The organism is Pantoea sp. X-Soil-ISGK-275 (genome assembly GCF_059730795.1).
On record NZ_AP035976.1, the window covers coordinates 3,155,323 to 3,173,008 of the forward strand.

The window sequence follows — 17,686 nt, forward strand, 5'->3', positions numbered from 1 at the left end:
CATGGCGCTGGAACGGGTTTTTTACGCTTTTTTGCAAACCGGAAAATCACGAAATTTGCTCACTTTCATCGCGAAAGAATTTCAGCTTTGCGGGCCAGCTCGCACCTCTTTTGCTTAATCCTTAATCACAACAGGGGATTTACAGGCGCTGCGATTACTCATAAGATGCATTTAAAATACATGTTTAAATTCACCTTGAGGATTTCACCATGCTCGACGCGCAAACCATCGCCACCATCAAATCGACCTTGCCCGCCATTGCCCAGATCGGTCCGCAACTTACCGGCCATTTCTACCAGCGTTTACTGACGCAACATCCTGAACTGAAAAACGTGTTCAACATGAACAATCAGCGCAGCGGCAATCAGCGGGAAGCATTGTTCAACGCCATTGTGGCGTATGGCAGCAATCTGGAAAATTTGGCCGTGCTGTTGCCGGCAGTGGAGAAAATTGCGCAGAAGCATGCCAGCCTGAACATTCAGCCTGAGCAGTACGCGATTGTCGGTGAAAATCTGCTGGCGACGATTGATGAGCTGCTGCATCCGGGTGAAGAGGTGTTGACCGCGTGGGGCAAAGCGTATGGTGTGCTGGCCGATGTGTTTATCCAGCGTGAAGAAGCCATCTATTCGGCCTCCGAAGAGAAAACCGGCGGCTGGCGCGGTGCGCGTGATTTCCGTATTCGCGCCATCAATCAGGAAAGTGCGGTGATCAAGAGTTTTGAACTGGTGCCAAACGACGGTCAGCCAGTAGCAACCTTCCTGCCCGGTCAATATCTGGCGATCAGCTTACAACCGGCAGGTTTTGAAAATATCCAGCATCGCCAGTATTCGCTGACGCACCAGCCCAATGGGCAGTTTTATCGCATCGCGGTTAAACGCGAAGCGCTGGGCAGCGTGTCGGGCTGGCTGCACGATAACGCGCAGGTGGGCGATATCGTGCAGTGCGCTGCGCCAGCCGGTGATTTCTTCCTGCAGGCTGAAGCCGCTACGCCGATTACGCTGATCTCGGCTGGCGTCGGTCAAACCCCCATGCTGGCGATGCTGGCTAACCTGGCGCAGCAGCAACATCCGGCGGCGGTTAACTGGCTGCACGCCGCAGAAGCCGGTTCGCAGCATGCATTTGCCGAAGAGGTGAAATCCCTTGGCGCACGCCTGCCAATCTTCACCAGCCACGTTTGGTATCGTCAGCCGGAAGGTGCAGACGCCGGACGTTACGACGCGCAAGGCTTGGTGGATTTAGCAAGCGTATCCGCCGCGCTCAACCAGGCCGATCGTCAGTTCTGGATCTGTGGTCCACTGCCGTTTATGCAGTTTGTCGCGCGTCAACTGGTTGACGCCGGCATTAATGCCGATCGCATCCACTACGAAGTGTTCGGCCCGCACAAGGTGCTGTAAAACAAAAACCTGCACAAGGCAGGTTTTTCAGGCAATGCGCGAAGGGGCTTAGATCGCCTCTTCGTCCTCTTCACCGGTACGGATACGCACCACGCGCGCCACGTCAAAGACAAAGATTTTGCCGTCACCGATTTTGCCGGTCTGCGCGGTTTTCATAATGGTTTCTACGCAGGTATCGACGATATCGTCACCCACCACCATTTCGATTTTCACTTTTGGCAGAAAATCAACCATGTACTCAGCGCCGCGATACAGCTCAGTGTGACCTTTCTGACGACCAAAGCCTTTCACTTCACTGACCGTCATCCCGGTGATGCCCACTTCAGCTAACGCTTCACGTACATCATCGAGTTTGAATGGTTTGATAATTGCATCGATCTTTTTCATGACAGATCCTTTTTAACTCCCTCCATGATGGACGGATAAATATAGTATACGTGTTCCTGCCGCCGCCGCAGCAAGCTACTCTTTAAATTCGCTGGCGTCCAATTCATGGCGCGACAGCAGCTTATAGAATTCAGTGCGGTTACGTCCAGCCAGACGCGCAGCGTTGGTGACATTTCCTTTGGTCATCTGTAGCAATTTACGCAAATAGTTGAGCTCAAACTGATTACGCGCTTCGACGAAAGTGGGCAACGCGGTATTTTCGCCCGCCAGCGCCTGTTCAACCAAAGCATCACCGATCACCGGCGCGGTACTCAAGGCGACGCACTGCTCAATCACGTTGACCAGTTGGCGCACATTGCCCGGCCATGCGGCGCTGACCAGCCGCTTCATCGCATCCACCGAGAAGCTGCGCACAAAAGGTTTATGGCGATCGGCCGACTGGCGCAGCAGATGATTTGCCAGCAGCGGGATATCTTCAGCACGCTCGTGCAGCGCCGGGATCTTTAGATTCACCACGTTTAGACGATAGTAGAGATCTTCGCGGAAACTCTTCTTCTCCATTGCTTTGGGCAAGTCGCGGTGCGTCGCGGAAATAATCCGCACGTTGATATCCAAATCGCGGTTGCTGCCTAACGGACGCACTTTGCGCTCCTGCAGCACACGCAGCAGTTTCACCTGCAGCGCCTGCGGCATGTCGCCAATCTCATCAAGAAACAGCGTGCCGCCCTCGGCCGCCTGGAACAGACCTTCACGTGCGCTAACCGCGCCGGTAAAGGCGCCTTTAGCGTGGCCAAACAGCTCGGACTCTAAAAGCTGTTCCGGCAGCGCACCGCAGTTGATGGCGATGAACGGCTTAGTGGCGCGCGGGCTGGCGGCATGAATTGCCTGCGCCAGTACCTCTTTACCGGTGCCACTTTGCCCATTGATCAACACGCTGACGTCAGATTGCGCCACCATGTGCGACTGGTCCAGCAAACGCAGCATCTGCGGATTGCGCGTCACAATCGTTTCACGCCAGCCGTCATCGCTGATCGGCGCGCGCTGGGCCAGCGCTTCATCTATCGCTTTGTACAAGGCGTCACGATCAACCGGTTTGGTCAGAAAACTGAACACGCCTTGTTGCGTGGCGGATACCGCTTCCGGGATCGATCCGTGCGCGGTGAGAATGATCACCGGCAAGCCCGCATGACGTTTCTGCACTTCGCCGAACAGCGCCAGACCATCCATTTCGTCCATGCGCAGGTCGCTGATCACCAGATCGACCTTCTCTTTTTGCAGATGGCGCAGGGCTTCTGGCCCGCTGGCGGCCGTCGCGACCTGATAGCCTTCACTGCTTAGGCGCATGCCAAGCAGTTTCAATAAGCCCGGATCGTCATCCACCAGCAATAAACGTGCGGCTTGTTTCATGGTTACTGATCCTCACTTTGCACATCGCTGCCGCCGTGCGATGTGTCGCTGCTGTCGGGCGCTTTGCGCGACGACAGCTGGCGTTCGATATCGGTTAAACGCTCTAACTTGCGTTGGGTATCGGCCAGCGACTGACGCATTTTGGTTTGCTGCTGGCGCAGGTTATCCATCTCGGCGTCATTACTCTGCTGCAAAGCGGCGTAGCGTCCACGCGCTTCACTCAGCTCCAGTTGAGCCGCCTGATTGCTACGCCACAGCTGGAGCAGCGGACGCACCGACGCCGGATACGCCGCGCTGTAACCGTCTAAAGTGGTGACAAAATCACGGCGCTCAACCGGCGTGACATTACCGTTAGCGAGTAAGATGCCCTGCTTGAAGGCGCGCGCCCAGCCTTGCACCGGCCAACGACGTGCTTCAGCCCGCGCTTCGGCTGGCGATAAGCGCTCGGCGCAATCCATGGCGCGCTGCCAATAGAGCGGATTGCCTGAAGCGGTTGGCGTTTCGATTTGCCAGACGTTTTGGCAATCGGTCGCCAGATAATCCGGCAAGCGCACGTCCGGTTCTGGCACGCTGACGCCATTATGCTGCGTACGATCTTGTGACGGTGCCTGGCAGGCGCTGAGGCCCAAAACCAGCACGGCACTGGCCACAAGTTTGAATAGGGTTAATTTCATTAATCAGGCATTCCCGGCGCTGGTCGTCAGAATGATACGAAAACAGACATCCGCATCCTTGCGTGTTACCAACTGCAGATCGCCGTGCATCCTGCGCAGACAATCTTTGGCGATGCTCAAACCCAGCCCGCTGCCTTTAACCGGCCCTTTGCGCTGTTGGCTGCCCTGATAAAAGGGCTCAAAAATCATCGCCTGCTCTTCAGCCGGAATCGGTGTGCCGGTGTTTGCTACCTCAATCCACACCTGGTTGCCCTTCTGCTGGCTCTGCAGCCAGATGTTACCGGATTCGCTGCCGTAGTTCACGGCGTTCGAATAGAGGTTATCAATCACTCGCTGCAGCAGCGTCGCTTCCGCCAGACAGTGATGCACTTGCAGATCAACATGTGTGGTCATTTCACGCGCATTGGCGGGCAACGAGTGCACTTTTACCACCGAATCAATGATTTCATTTAGCGCCACGGGCTTCAGCGCCATTGGGCCATCGGCCAGTTTGCGGTTGTAATCGAGTAACTGCTCGATTAGCCGCTGTAAATGGCGGCTGCTGGTATCGAGGATTGCCACCACTTCCTGCTGCTCGGCATTCAGGGGACCAGCGACCTGATCGGCCAGCAGTTCAGTGCCTTCACGCAGGCTGGCGAGCGGCGTTTTCAGCTCGTGCGACAGATGACGCAAAAATTCGTGGCGCTGCTCTTCCAGCCAGCTTAAACGCTCACTCAGCCAGACGATGCGCTGCCCCAGCGAACGGATCTCACGCGGCCCCCGGAAGCTACCGCTATCGCCCAGCGCTTTACCTTCGCCCAGGCGATTGATCATACGTTCGACCCGTTTCACCGGACCGATGATCATTCCCGTAAACAGCAAGACCAACACCAGGCTTATCAGGAACAATATCAGCGCCTGCCAGCCAAAAAACTGACCGCGATCGGCGATTTCACGCTGCAGCTGTAAACCGCGCGAAAACACCACTTCGCGCGTTGCCTGCACCATTTGCGTATTGTTATCTGAAAAGCGCTCCAACGCGCTGGCGGCTTGTGCCTCAGGATTGCCGTTGTCGCATTGCAACTGCTGCAGCTGCGGCAAGGTGGTTTGCAGCACTTCAAAAGAGGGCAGATCGGGTAAACTGGCGGCGTGGCTGCTGAGCATTTGGCCGTAGCGCGTCCATTGCGTTTGATACAGCTTCGCCAGCGACACATCGCCGAGCACGCAATATTGACGATAGCTGCGCTCCAGCTCCAGCGCGGTTCGCGCCATCGCTTCACTGCGACGCACATCGGTAAAGGTGTTGCGGTTGGTATCCGCCGCCTGGTTGCTTAACGCCGAAAGACTTTCCCACGCTTGCCACGCCAGCACCAGCAACGGTAGCAGAACCAGCAGGAAAGCCATTAACACCAACTGCCGCAGGGATCGGGGAAACAGACGCCATTTCATCACAACCGCGCTTCCTTAAATGTGAGCTGCAGGCATGCTAGCGAAGTATCAAAAGGGAAGAAAGGCCAGATATGAAAACGGCAGGCCTTTTGGCCTGCCGTGGGAGCGACGCCGCAGCATCGCTTGCAAATTAGGTGGAGCCTAACTCAACGTTGCGTCCGATGTTTGATAACGTTGCAAAGCAAACGATTATCGGTGAGGTGGACGACAGGCTCCGTTTGGTGCGTCATTCGGTTTTTATGAGCTCAGCCGCTAAAGCGGGGCAATCATAAACAGGTGAATGAGCCACGCAAGGAGTATAGCAAGTATCGTGCCAATAAATAAATAGCATTTATTATCAGAGAAATACCAGACAGGAAGCGGGTTCCGGGCGAAAAGCGGACCGGACGGTCAGTGAAAAGTGTCGCTAATTAGCAACGGGTTTAGTACGCCAATTTACTCGCTATATAAATCAATAAGTTAAGTGTCACCTTTTGGCGACAACATAAAGGCGGGATTGTCGTTGTTTTCCGACAGTCTCAGAATCATGCGGATTTCAGCAAGGTCGCCATGAATGGCGACCCTACAAAACGCGCAGTTCAATAAAAAAGGCCGCTGTTTAGCGGCCTTTGTTTTGCTTATCCCAACTGCTTACGCGCGTTGCGGAAGATACGCATCCACGGGCTGTCTTCGCCCCACTCTGCCGGATGCCAGGAGTTGCTCACGGTACGGAACACACGCTCTGGGTGCGGCATCATAATAGTGACGCGACCGCTTTCGTTGGTTACCGCAGTGATGCCGTTTGGTGAGCCGTTCGGGTTGGCCGGATAGCTTTCTGTCACTTTGCCGAAGTTATCGACGAAGCGCAGCGCCACTAAACCTTTGCTCTCCAGCTGTGCCAGATGCGCGCCGTCACGCACTTCGACAAAACCTTCACCGTGCGATACCGCGATTGGCATATGCGATCCGACCATGCCATCCAGCAGCAGCGATGGACTCGCCGCCACTTCAACCAGGCTGAAACGCGCTTCAAAACGCTCGGACTGGTTGCGCACAAAGCGTGGCCACAGCTCGCTGCCTGGAATCAGTTCACGCAGGTTCGACATCATCTGGCAACCGTTACACACGCCGAGTGCCAGCGTTTGTGGACGATGGAAGAAGTTCTCGAACTCATCACGCACGCGGCCATTGAACAGAATGGATTTCGCCCAGCCTTCGCCCGCGCCCAGCACATCACCGTACGAGAAGCCGCCGCAGGCGACCAGCGCCTGGAACTCTTCCAGACCGCGACGACCAGCCAGCAGATCGCTCATGTGCACATCAACCGCAGTAAAGCCTGCACGATGGAAGGCGGCAGCCATTTCCACGTGTGAGTTAACGCCCTGCTCACGCAGCACTGCCACACGCGGACGTGCGCCCGTCGCAATCATCGGTGCCGCAACATCTTCTTCTGGCTTGAAGGTCAGATGAACGTTCAGACCTGGGTCGTTATCGTCTTTTTTCGCTGCATGCTCCTGATCGGCACAGGCTGGGTTATCACGCAGACGCTGCATCTGCCAGGTGGTTTCTGCCCACCAGGTACGCAACGTGGTACGGCTTTCGCTGTACACCGCGCTGTCGCCAGAACGGATCACGAAGCGATCGCCCGGCAACGCTTTACCAATCACATGCAGGTTAGCGCTCAGGCCGTGGTCAGCAAACACCTTCTCGACTGCTGCACGATCCGCTGCATTGATCTGCAACACTGCGCCGAGCTCTTCGGTGAACAAGGCGGCTAACGCATCGCTGCCCAGCGCGGCGATATCGGCTTCGATACCGCAGTGGCCGGTGAAGGCCATCTCCGCCAGCGTAACCAGCAGGCCGCCGTCAGAACGGTCGTGGTAAGCCAGCAGTTTCTGCTCAGCCACCAGCGCCTGAATGGCGTTGAAGAAGCCCGCCAGCTGCGTGGCGTCACGCACGTCGGCAGGCTTGTCACCCAGCTGACGATAAACCTGCGACAGCGCGGTCGCGCCAAGCGTGTTCGCGCCGTTGCCGAGATCCACCAGCAATAGCAGGTTGTCTTGATCCGCTTGCAGCTGTGGCGTCACGGTGCGACGCACATCTTCAACGCGAGCAAAAGCGGTGATCACCAGCGACAGCGGCGAGGTCATTTCGCGCTGCTCGGCACCATTCTGCCAGCGGGTTTTCATCGACATCGAGTCTTTGCCCACCGGAATGGTGATGCCCAGCGCGGGACACAGCTCTTCGCCAACTGCTTTCACCGCAGCGTACAAGCCGGCATCTTCGCCCGGATGACCGGCGGCGGCCATCCAGTTCGCGGACAGCTTAACGCGTTGCAGCGAACCAATTGAGGTTGCTGCGATGTTAGTCAGCGCTTCACCGACGGCCAGACGACCTGAAGCGGCGAAGTCGAGCAACGCCACTGGCGCGCGCTCGCCGAGGGAGAAGGCTTCACCGTGATAGCTATCGAGGCTGGCGGTGGTGACGGCGCAGTTCGCAACCGGAATCTGCCACGGACCTACCATCTGATCGCGCGCGACCATGCCGGTTACGCTGCGGTCACCAATGGTGATCAGGAAGGTTTTTTCTGCCACGGTCGGCAAGTGCAGCACGCGATTTACCGCATCCGCCACGCTAATGCCGTCACGCTGCAGCGCATCACCTTTAGCCTGCTGGCTGGCAACATCACGCGTCATCTTCGGCGTTTTGCCCAGCAGCACGTCAAGCGGCATGTCGATTGGCTTGTTGTCGAAATGGCTGTCGGCGAGGTTCAGATGCAGCTCTTCGGTGGCTTCACCGATAACGGCATAAGGTGCGCGTTCACGCTTACACAGCTCGTCAAACAGCGCCAGTTGTGCAGGGGCAACCGCCAGCACATAACGTTCCTGCGACTCGTTACACCACACTTCCAGCGGGCTCATGCCTGGCTCATCGCTGAGGATGTCGCGCAGGTTGAAGTTACCGCCACGATTACCGTCGCTCACCAGTTCTGGCATCGCATTCGAAAGTCCGCCCGCGCCGACGTCGTGGATAAACAGAATCGGGTTGGCTTCGCCCAGCTGCCAGCAGCGGTCGATCACTTCCTGGCAGCGACGTTCCATTTCTGGGTTGTCGCGCTGTACTGACGCAAAGTCGAGATCGGCATCCGATTGGCCAGATGCCATCGAAGATGCCGCGCCGCCGCCCAAACCGATGTTCATCGCCGGTCCACCCAGCACGATCAGTTTGGCGCCCACCACGATTTCGCCTTTCTGCACGTGATCGGCACGGATGTTACCGATGCCGCCCGCCAGCATGATTGGCTTATGGTAGCCGCGCAGCTCCACGCCATTGTGGCTGTTGACGCGCTCTTCATAGGTACGGAAGTAGCCGTTCAGGGCAGGACGACCAAATTCGTTGTTGAACGCCGCGCCGCCCAATGGGCCTTCGGTCATGATATCCAGCGCGGTGACAATGCGATCCGGCTTACCGAAATCCTCTTCCCACGGCTGTTCAAAGCCTGGAATACGCAGGTTCGATACCGAGAAACCGACCAGACCGGCTTTTGGCTTGGCGCCACGTCCGGTTGCGCCTTCGTCACGAATCTCGCCACCGGAACCGGTCGCGGCACCCGGCCACGGTGAAATGGCGGTTGGGTGGTTATGGGTTTCAACCTTCATCAGGATATGCGCGTCTTCCTGATGGAATTCGTATTCGCCCTTCTGCGCATCGGCGTAGAAGCGGCCAACCTCGGAACCTTCCATTACCGCAGCGTTGTCTTTATAGGCAGACAGCACGTGCTCAGGATTATGTTCGAAGGTGTTTTTGATCATTTTAAACAGCGACTTCGGCTGCTTTTCGCCGTCGATAATCCAGTCGGCGTTGAAAATCTTGTGACGACAGTGCTCAGAGTTTGCCTGCGCAAACATGTAGAGCTCGATGTCGTTCGGATTGCGGCCCAGCTTAGTAAAGGCATCAAGCAGGTAATCGATCTCATCATCGGCCAGCGCCAGGCCCAGCGTGGTGTTGGCCTGCTCCAGCGCGCTGCGACCGGCGCCCAACACGTCAACGCTCTTCAGCGGCTGCGGCTGATGGTGAGCAAACAGCTGCTGCGCATCGTTGAGGTCAGCGAACACCGTTTCCATCATGCGGTCATGCAGCAGGCTAGCCAGTTGCTGCCACTGTGCTTCCGTCAGCTCAGGCGCCTGCACATAGAAGGCCATACCGCGCTCGAGACGCAATACCTGTGGCAAATCGCAGTTGTGAGCGATGTCAGTGGCTTTCGATGACCATGGCGAGATAGTGCCGGGACGCGGCGTTACCAGCAACAGACGCCCTTGTGGCGCGTGTTCGGCGAGAGAAGGACCGTATTTCAGCAGGCGTTGCAGGCGGGCTTGCTCATCCGCGCTGAGCGCTGCACTAACATCGGCAAAATGGACGTACTCGGCGTAAATATCACTCACCGGAAGGTGAGCGTCCTGAAAGCGGGTCAGCAGTTTGTTTACACGAAATGCCGACAGAGCGGGCGAACCACGCAGAATTTCCATCATTAAAGATCTCTCGTCTTTGAAGTGCCGGGCGACGCTTCATTGGGCGCAACAGGGGAAAACGGGCGGTATTATAGAGAAACAGCACGGGTTACGAAACCGTTTGCGCATAAATTCTGGCACCTGGCGTTTGGCTGAATTTTGCACAATTCTTGCTATAAAAGTTGCCCTGCCCCTTTTTGTTGCGCAAAATGCCCCTCGCTCTGGGAGTTAAAACAACATAAATACTGCCTTTAAAAGACAGAGGCCTGTGAGCCATTACGAGACAACTATTTGAAACGCCTAAAAATAAACTATCTGTTTATCGGTCTGATCACCGTGCTGCTTGCGCTAGCATTGTGGCCTTCCATCCCGTGGTACGGGGGCGGAACAGACGCGCTATCACAGATCAAATCACGCGGAGTGCTGCGCATCAGTACCGTTAACTCTCCGCTGACTTACTACACCATTAACAATGCACCAGCCGGTATGGACTACGAGCTGGCGAAGCGCTTCGCCGATTACCTGGGCGTGAAACTGGAAGTTGAGGTGCGTCCTAACCTCGGCGATCTGTTTGACGACCTCGATGACGGAAAAGCGGATTTGCTGGCTGCCGGCTTGATCTACAACAGCGAGCGCCTCGCACACTACCAAAGTGGCCCGAGCTACTATTCGGTGTCGCAGCAGCTGGTGTACCGCATTGATAAGCCCCGGCCGAAGAATCTGGGCGATCTCAAAGGCCGCCTGATTGTGCAGTCCGGTTCGGCATATCTGTCAACTTTACGTTCCGCCAAAGCTGACAGCTATCCCGATCTCGACTGGGCTATCTCCACCGATCAGGGCCAGAAAGCGCTGCTTGAAGCGGTTGCCGACGGCAAACTCGATTATACGGTGGGCGATTCGGTCACCATCGGCCTGCTACAGCGCATTCATCCGCAGCTGGCGGTGGCGTTTGATGTGACCGATGAAGAGCCGGTAACCTGGTATTTGCCGCGTAACGATGACGACAGCCTGAGCGCGGCGATGCTCGACTTCTACAGCCAGATGGGCGAGGAAGGCACCATGGCGCGGCTGGAAGAGAAGTATCTCGGCCACGTTGGCACCTTTGACTACGTTGATACCCGCACCTTCCTGCGCGCCATTGATCACACGCTGCCGGATATCAAACCGCTGTTTGAGAAATATTCTGCCAGCATGGATTGGCGTTTACTGGCGGCGATCTCTTATCAGGAATCGCACTGGAATCCGCAGGCTACGTCGCCAACCGGCGTGCGCGGCATGATGATGTTGACGCGCAATACCGCCGATAGCCTCGACGTTGACGATCGCCTCGATCCCGAACAGAGCATTCGCGGCGGCAGCGAATATCTCAAGCGCATGATGGAGAAAGTGCCGGAGACCATTCCGGAAGAGGAACGTATCTGGTTCGCGCTGGCGGCATATAACATGGGCTACGCGCACATGCTGGACGTGCGCAAGCTGACGGCAAAACAGGGCGGCAATCCGGACAGCTGGGCCGATGTGAAGCTGCGTCTGCCAATGCTCAGTCAGAAGCGCTACTACACGCAAACCACTTACGGCTATGCGCGCGGCCACGAAGCCTATAACTACGTTGAGAACATCCGTAAGTATCAGATCAGTTTGGTGGGATATTTGCAGGAGCAGGAGAAGCGTTTAGCGCAGCAGTCTGCGCTGGAAGCGGAATTAGGCGCCGGTTACCCGGCGGTCGAACCGAAAATTGCGATGAATTAACCGGTGCGCTGCGCCTGACGCAGCGCCTTCTTCTGCTCGCGACGCATGCGGAAGAAGTCACTCAGCATCCCGGCACACTCTTCCGCCAGCACGCCGCAATCAATCTGAATTTGATGATTCATGCCGGGATGACCAATCACATCCAGCAGTGAACCGGCCGCGCCGGTTTTCTCATCTTTAGCGCCATACACCAGCCTCGTGATGCGGCTGTGCACCATCGCACCGGCGCACATCACGCAGGGTTCCAGCGTGACGTACAGCGTGGTATCCAGCAGACGATAGTTTTCCAGTACTTTGCCGCCCTGGCGCAGCGCCATGATCTCGGCATGTGCGGTAGGATCGTGCTGACCAATCGGCCGATTCCAGCCTTCGCCAATCACCTTGTCACCCTGCACCAGCACCGCACCAACCGGCACTTCGCCCTGCTCCCACGCGCGCTTCGCCAGTTCCAGCGCATAACGCATCCAATATTCATCAGTTTGTGGGTTCACCGGGCAGCTCCTGCGGACATTTAAGGCGGCGCATTATAACGATGCTGCTGCCGGAATCGAAGCGTTATTCCAGCTGTTGCAGCTCACCGCTTGGCGTGACGCGCCAGCGGTGCTGACAGAAGAACAGCAGCGGGTTGTCATGTTTGCTGTCGCTGTAGCCGCTATACAGTTGCAGCGGCGTGCCGATTTTCTCCTCCAGCTGCGCCACCTTTTCATGGCCGAGGCAGCGCATTGACAGCAAACGTCCGCCACGGCCCGGTTTCATCTGGCTGGCAATCAACTGCACGCGCGGTAAGAAGGCCGAATCGAAATAGACTTGCTCCACCAGCGACTGCGGCGAACCGGTAATCAGCCAGACATCGGCATCGTTACTGCTGAGGTAGTCGGTAAGCCGCTGCTGCACCACCGGAAATGCGGTAACACGCTGGCGGAACCACTCGGCGAATTCAGCCTCACGCTGGCGCAGACGTGTTTCGCTGTGGCCGAAAGTGATCGCCCACAGTAATAAACTCATCGGCCAGCGTGCGGCGCGGCCTTTGAACAGCATGCCGAGACCGATCACCGGCAACAGCGGCACCACCAGCAGCAGATTGATCGGCTGACGTCGCAGCAGATAGCGCATAAAGGTGCCAAACATGTCTTGCTGATGTAGCGTGCCATCGAGATCGAAAAACACCACGCGTCGTTGTGTACCCTTTGTCAAACAGCACTCCTTCTCTATCCTTCGCGGTTTCTGCACTACAGTGTAGCCAGCTTCGGCGTTCGAGGCGAAAGCTGCTATTTTTAATTCCAATGACTACAATGCCATTTGAATAGTTTATTCTTCGCGTTTACGCGCTGTTTGCGGATAAAGGAATTAAGGATCGAACCATGAGTTCATTGCTGCGCATTCGTCAGCTCTACCCGCGACTGGCGCTAAATGAGCGTCGGCTGGCGGATTTTTTGCTGTCGCAGCCGGATCGTGCACGGCATCTCAGTTCACAAAAACTCGCCGAGGAATCGGGCGTCAGCCAATCCAGCGTGGTGAAGTTCGCCCAAAAGCTCGGCTATAAAGGCTTTCCGGCGCTAAAGCTGGCGCTGAGCGAGTCGATGGCCGATCGCGATGCGATTACCGTGCATAACCATATTCTCAGCGACGATCCGCTGAAAGTGGTTGGCGAAAAGTTGCTGACCGAGAAGATCTCGGCGATCCGCGCCACGCTGGATATCAACAGCGAAGAGAAGCTGCTGCTAACCTTGCAGCTGCTGAAAAACGCTAATCGTATTTTGCTGGTCGGCATCGGTGCGTCCGGTTTAGTGGCGAAAGATTTTTCGTGGAAGCTGATGAAGATCGGCATTAATGCGGTGGCGGAACAGGATATGCACGCCTTGCTCGCCAGCGTGCAAGCAATGGCGCCAGGCGATGTGCTGCTGGCGATCTCCTATACGGGCGAACGCCGCGAAATCAATCTGGCGGCGCAGGAAGCCGCGCAGGTCGGTGCCGATGTGTTGGCCTTCACCGGTTTTACGCCGAATGCCCTGCAGCAATGCGCCACGGTTTGCCTCTACACCGTGGCGGAAGAGCAAAGCACGCGTAGCGCGGCGATCTCGTCGACCAGCGCGCAGCTGGCGCTGACCGATTTGCTGTTTATGGCGCTGGTACAAAACGATCCCGAACGCGCCTCCAGCCACATTCGCCACAGCGAAGAGTTGGTGAAAAAGCTGGTCTGATGAGATCAGGCGCGTATAATACCCGCGCCTTTTCTGCTGTTATTGGACTTCCGCTATGGCCCTGCTCATCACCACTAAATGCATCAATTGCGATATGTGCGAACCTGAATGCCCAAACCAGGCAATCAGCTTAGGCGATGCGATCTATGAGATTGACGTCGACCGCTGCACCGAGTGCGTGGGCCATTATGATGTGCCGACCTGCCAAAGCGTCTGCCCGATTGATAACACCATTATTCTCGATCCACAGCACCCGGAAAGCCGCGAGGCGCTGTGGGAGAAGTTCGTGGTGTTGCACCCTTAGTTCTCGATAATCACCGTTGCGCAGGCGTAATGGCGTTCATCCGCTAACGTCACATGCACGTGCTTCACGCCGAGCTGGCTGGCAATCACTTTGGCCTGCTCAAAGAAACGTAATCCCGGCTTGCCCAGCGCATCGTTGTAGACTTCGAACTGATTGAACGCCAGCCCACCGCGAATGCCGGTGCCGAAGGCTTTTGCTGCCGCCTCTTTCACCGCAAACCGTTTGGCCAGAAAGCGCACCGGTTGCTGGTGCACCTGATATTGTTGCCACTCGGCTTCGCTTAATACGCGGCGCGCCAGACGGTCGCCGGAGCGCTCAATGACGCCCGCAATGCGCTCGATCTCTACGATATCGCTGCCGAGTCCGAGAATGGCCATTAGCGACGCGCTTCCCGCATCAGCTGCTTCATTTCGCTGACCGCATCTGCCAGACCGCTGAACAGCGCACGACCAATAATCGCATGGCCGATATTCAGCTCGTGCATTTCCGGCAGTTCAGCAATCGGCTGCACGTTGTGGTAGGTCAAACCGTGGCCGGCATTCACTTTCAGGCCAAGGCTGGCGGCGAAAGTCGCGGCTTTACGAATGCGTGACAGCTCTGCCTGGCGCGCGAGACCTTCGGGCGCTTCGGCATAGGCGCCGGTATGAATTTCGATGTAAGGCGCGCCGCTGGCAACCGCTGCTTCAATCTGGCGGTGATCGGCATCAATAAATAACGAAACCAGAATGCCGGCATCGCTCAACAGGCGCACCGCAGCATTGATTTTATCCTGCTGGCCCGCCACATCCAGCCCGCCTTCGGTCGTCACTTCCTGACGCTTTTCCGGCACCAGACAAACAAAGTGCGGCTTGATTTCGCAGGCAATGTCGATCATCTCGTCAGTGACCGCCATCTCCAGATTCATGCGCGTCTGGATGGTGTCACGCAGAATGCGCACATCGCGATCGGTGATGTGGCGGCGATCTTCACGCAGATGCACGGTAATGCCGTCGGCGCCGGCCTGCTCAGCTACAAACGCGGCCTGCACCGGATCGGGATAGTTTGTGCCACGTGCATTACGTACGGTGGCAATGTGGTCAATGTTGACGCCTAATAGCAACTCAGCCATGACAATCCTTAAATGTGTTCAGTGTGTTTGCAGTGTACCGCGCTGAATATATCAGGCGGTACGACCAGCGCTAGTCGTTTGCCACATCGGGTTTCTTTTTTGGCACAAACTGGCGAAACAGTTCCTGGCTCTTCAGCGGTTTGCCGCCAAGATAGGGCTTCAGCGCCATACGCGTAAAGCGTTTGGCGGCGCGTAGAGTATCGGCATCGGGGAATTCGCGTTCCCACAACGCCCGCAGCTGGCGGCCGGTAAAGCTGCGCTGATTGACCACCAAACTGGCGATGAAGCCCTTCTCTTCGCGGTAGCTGTAGGTCATGCCATCGGCTACCTCTTCGCCACTGCCTGCACAATGCAGAAAATCCACGCCGTAGCCGAGATGCCCAAGCAGCGCCAGCTCAAAGCGACGTAGTGCCGGTTCAGGCGAGCCGTTGCCTGCCGCCAGCGTTTGGATGCAATTCAGGTAATCGAAGAACATGTCAGAGAAGGGAATTTGCTGCTCCAGCACGCGCGATAGCAGCTCGTTGACGTAGAGTCCGCAATAGAGCGTGATGCCGCTGAGCGGCAATGCCAGCGAAACGGCTTCGGCATTGCGCAGCGTTTTGACGTCACCGCGTCCGCCCCAGCGCACCAGCAGTGGCGTAAAAGGTTGCAGTGCACCTTTCAATTGAGAGCGGCGCGAGCGGGCGCCTTTGGCAAGGACGCGGACGCGCCCTTCACTTTCGCTGAACAGATCGAGGAGCAGGCTGGTTTCGCTGTAGGGGCGACTGTGCAGCACAAAGGCGCGTTGCCAGCCTTCCATCAATTAACCTTCGTCAGAGTAACCTAAGCTGCGCAGCGCACGTTCATCGTCCGCCCAGCCAGATTTCACTTTAACCCACAGTTCGAGATGCACTTTCGCTTCAAACATCTCTTCCATGTCTTTACGCGATTCAATGCCGATGGTTTTGATCTTGGCGCCTTTATTGCCGATGACCATCTTCTTCTGGCCTTCGCGCTCAACGAGGATCAGGCCATTGATGTCGTAACCGCCGCGATCGTTAGACACAAACTGCTCAATTTCTACAGTAACGGAGTAAGGCAGCTCAGCACCAAGGAAGCGCATCAATTTTTCACGGATGATCTCAGACGCCATAAAGCGCTGTGAGCGGTCAGTGACATAATCTTCCGGGAAATGGTGCTCAGATTTTGGCAGGCATTTGCGCGCAATTGCTGCAATAGCATCAACGTTTTTGCCGCTTTCCGCTGAGATCGGAACGATTTCGAGGAAGTTCATCTGCTGGCTGAGGAACTGAAGATGCGGCAACAGAATGCTCTTGTCCTGAATGTTGTCGACTTTATTGATCGCCAATACCACAGGAACTTTGTTATCACGCAGCTTGTTGAGCACCATCTCGTCGTCTGGTGTCCAGCGCGTGCCTTCAACTACAAAAATCACCAGCTCAACGTCACCGATGGAGCTACTGGCGGCACGGTTCATCAGGCGGTTGATCGCCCGCTTCTCTTCCATGTGCAGCCCTGGCGTATCTACGTAGATCGCCTGATAAGCGCCTTCGGTGTGGATGCCCATGATGCGGTGACGCGTGGTTTGCGGCTTGCGTGAAGTGATCGACACTTTCTGCCCCAGCAACTGGTTCAGCAAAGTGGATTTACCGACGTTTGGTCGGCCTACAATCGCGATAAAGCCGCTATATGTTTCGAGTTCGCTCATTCGAGTCCTGACTTGGGCAGCGTCGCTGTCGACGCTGCGATGTGACTATTTATTCGAGGCCAAGCTTAATTAACGCCTGTTCGGCGGCTGCTTGCTCGGCTTTACGGCGGCTGGAGCCAATGCCCACCACCGGTTCTGCCATGCCACTCACCTGACAGTGAATGGTGAATTCCTGATCGTGGGCTTCGCCACGCACCTGCACCACCAAATACGATGGCAGTGGCAGATGACGTCCCTGCAAATACTCCTGCAGGCGCGTTTTCGGATCTTTTTGTTTATCGCCCGGACTGATCTGTTCCAGTCGCGAGTGATACCAGTCGAGAATTAACTTTTCGACGGTTTGAATGCTGCTGTCGAGGAAAATGCCGCCGATCAAGGCTTCAACGGTATCCGCGAGGATCGATTCGCGACGGAAACCGCCGCTTTTCAGCTCGCCCGGACCGAGGCGTAAACATTCGCCAAGGTCGAACTCGCGCGCCATCTCCGCCAGCGTATTGCCGCGCACCAAGGTGGCACGCATGCGGCTCATGTCGCCTTCGTCCACGCGCGGGAAGCGGTGATAGAGCGCATTGGCGATCACGTAGCTGAGAATAGAATCGCCAAGAAATTCAAGACGTTCATTGTGTTTGCTGCTGGCGCTACGGTGCGTCAGTGCCTGCTGCAATAAATCCGGATGAGTAAAAGTGTAGCCCAGTTTGCGCTGCAGCTTGTTAATGACGATGGGGTTCATGCTATTCCAGTTGTTCTGTGCGTCTATCACTGCATACGAAACAGGGCTGAGGTTCCAACCTGTTCTGTTTGGTGTGCACTGGCCTCCCGAAAGAGAGGCCAACCTTTTT

General features: G+C 56.3%; 16 protein-coding genes. 4 read left to right on the top strand and 12 right to left on the bottom strand.

From position 1 onward, the window contains the following. The first annotated feature begins 188 nt into the window (after positions 1-188). Complete coding sequence (hmpA, locus tag AC6I8A_RS14705) at positions 189-1,394, top strand: NO-inducible flavohemoprotein (RefSeq protein WP_497818958.1); 1,206 nt, start codon at positions 189-191, stop codon at positions 1,392-1,394. Between the two features lie 48 nt (positions 1,395-1,442). Here the strand turns inward: hmpA and glnB are convergent, their stop codons facing one another. From glnB to purL, 5 genes are all read right to left on the bottom strand, one after another. After that, the gene (gene glnB, locus AC6I8A_RS14710) at positions 1,443-1,781 is read right to left on the bottom strand and encodes a nitrogen regulatory protein P-II (RefSeq protein WP_007886217.1); all 339 of its coding nucleotides are present in this window, start codon (positions 1,779-1,781) and stop codon (positions 1,443-1,445) included. Between the two features lie 75 nt (positions 1,782-1,856). Next, positions 1,857-3,188: a two-component system response regulator GlrR gene (gene glrR / locus AC6I8A_RS14715; RefSeq protein WP_497818706.1), complete on the bottom strand. Its 1,332-nt coding sequence runs from the start codon at positions 3,186-3,188 to the stop codon at positions 1,857-1,859. 2 nt (positions 3,189-3,190) lie between these two features. Next, a complete protein-coding gene (gene qseG, locus AC6I8A_RS14720; protein ID WP_497818707.1) occupies positions 3,191-3,862 on the bottom strand; it encodes a two-component system QseEF-associated lipoprotein QseG in 672 nt (223 codons plus the stop codon). 3 nt (positions 3,863-3,865) lie between these two features. After that, entirely contained in the window at positions 3,866-5,293 is a 1,428-nt protein-coding gene (locus AC6I8A_RS14725; RefSeq protein WP_497818708.1) for a sensor histidine kinase, read from the bottom strand. 614 nt (positions 5,294-5,907) lie between these two features. Beyond that, positions 5,908-9,798, bottom strand: a complete 3,891-nt coding sequence (gene purL / locus AC6I8A_RS14730) for a phosphoribosylformylglycinamidine synthase (protein WP_497818709.1) — start codon at positions 9,796-9,798, stop codon at positions 5,908-5,910. 270 nt (positions 9,799-10,068) lie between these two features. Here purL and mltF point away from each other — a divergent pair, with 270 nt between their 5' ends. Beyond that, a complete protein-coding gene (gene mltF / locus AC6I8A_RS14735; protein ID WP_312179986.1) occupies positions 10,069-11,526 on the top strand; it encodes a membrane-bound lytic murein transglycosylase MltF in 1,458 nt (485 codons plus the stop codon). On the opposite strand, the gene tadA is transcribed toward mltF, so the two are convergent. After that, positions 11,523-12,017: a tRNA adenosine(34) deaminase TadA gene (tadA, locus tag AC6I8A_RS14740; RefSeq protein WP_008101500.1), complete on the bottom strand. Its 495-nt coding sequence runs from the start codon at positions 12,015-12,017 to the stop codon at positions 11,523-11,525. The genes mltF and tadA overlap by 4 nt on opposite strands. 64 nt (positions 12,018-12,081) lie before the next feature. After that, a complete protein-coding gene (gene yfhb / locus AC6I8A_RS14745) occupies positions 12,082-12,720 on the bottom strand; it encodes a phosphatidylglycerophosphatase C (protein ID WP_497818710.1) in 639 nt (212 codons plus the stop codon). 167 nt (positions 12,721-12,887) lie between these two features. Here yfhb and AC6I8A_RS14750 point away from each other — a divergent pair, with 167 nt between their 5' ends. Together AC6I8A_RS14750 and AC6I8A_RS14755 are read left to right on the top strand one after the other, a co-directional pair. Continuing rightward, positions 12,888-13,727 carry a MurR/RpiR family transcriptional regulator gene (locus AC6I8A_RS14750; protein ID WP_256697137.1) on the top strand — a complete coding sequence of 280 codons (840 nt, stop codon included), beginning with the start codon at positions 12,888-12,890 and terminating at the stop codon, positions 13,725-13,727. Between the two features lie 55 nt (positions 13,728-13,782). Next, entirely contained in the window at positions 13,783-14,031 is a 249-nt protein-coding gene (locus tag AC6I8A_RS14755) for a YfhL family 4Fe-4S dicluster ferredoxin (protein WP_008101505.1), read from the top strand. Here the strand turns inward: AC6I8A_RS14755 and acpS are convergent. The 5 genes from acpS to rnc form a co-directional block, all read right to left on the bottom strand. After that, positions 14,028-14,408: a holo-ACP synthase gene (gene acpS, locus AC6I8A_RS14760; protein ID WP_497818711.1), complete on the bottom strand. Its 381-nt coding sequence runs from the start codon at positions 14,406-14,408 to the stop codon at positions 14,028-14,030. The genes AC6I8A_RS14755 and acpS overlap by 4 nt on opposite strands. Further along, complete coding sequence (pdxJ, locus tag AC6I8A_RS14765; protein WP_007886179.1) at positions 14,408-15,139, bottom strand: pyridoxine 5'-phosphate synthase; 732 nt, start codon at positions 15,137-15,139, stop codon at positions 14,408-14,410. Before pdxJ ends, acpS begins: the two co-directional genes overlap by 1 nt. A gap of 70 nt (positions 15,140-15,209) precedes the next feature. Continuing rightward, positions 15,210-15,938: a DNA repair protein RecO gene (recO, locus tag AC6I8A_RS14770; protein ID WP_008101510.1), complete on the bottom strand. Its 729-nt coding sequence runs from the start codon at positions 15,936-15,938 to the stop codon at positions 15,210-15,212. A 3-nt stretch (positions 15,939-15,941) separates the two neighbouring features. Next, positions 15,942-16,847: a GTPase Era gene (era, locus tag AC6I8A_RS14775; protein ID WP_256697140.1), complete on the bottom strand. Its 906-nt coding sequence runs from the start codon at positions 16,845-16,847 to the stop codon at positions 15,942-15,944. Positions 16,848-16,896: 49 nt separating this feature from the next. Next, entirely contained in the window at positions 16,897-17,577 is a 681-nt protein-coding gene (rnc, locus tag AC6I8A_RS14780; RefSeq protein WP_036620136.1) for a ribonuclease III, read from the bottom strand. Positions 17,578-17,686: the final 109 nt, after the last annotated feature.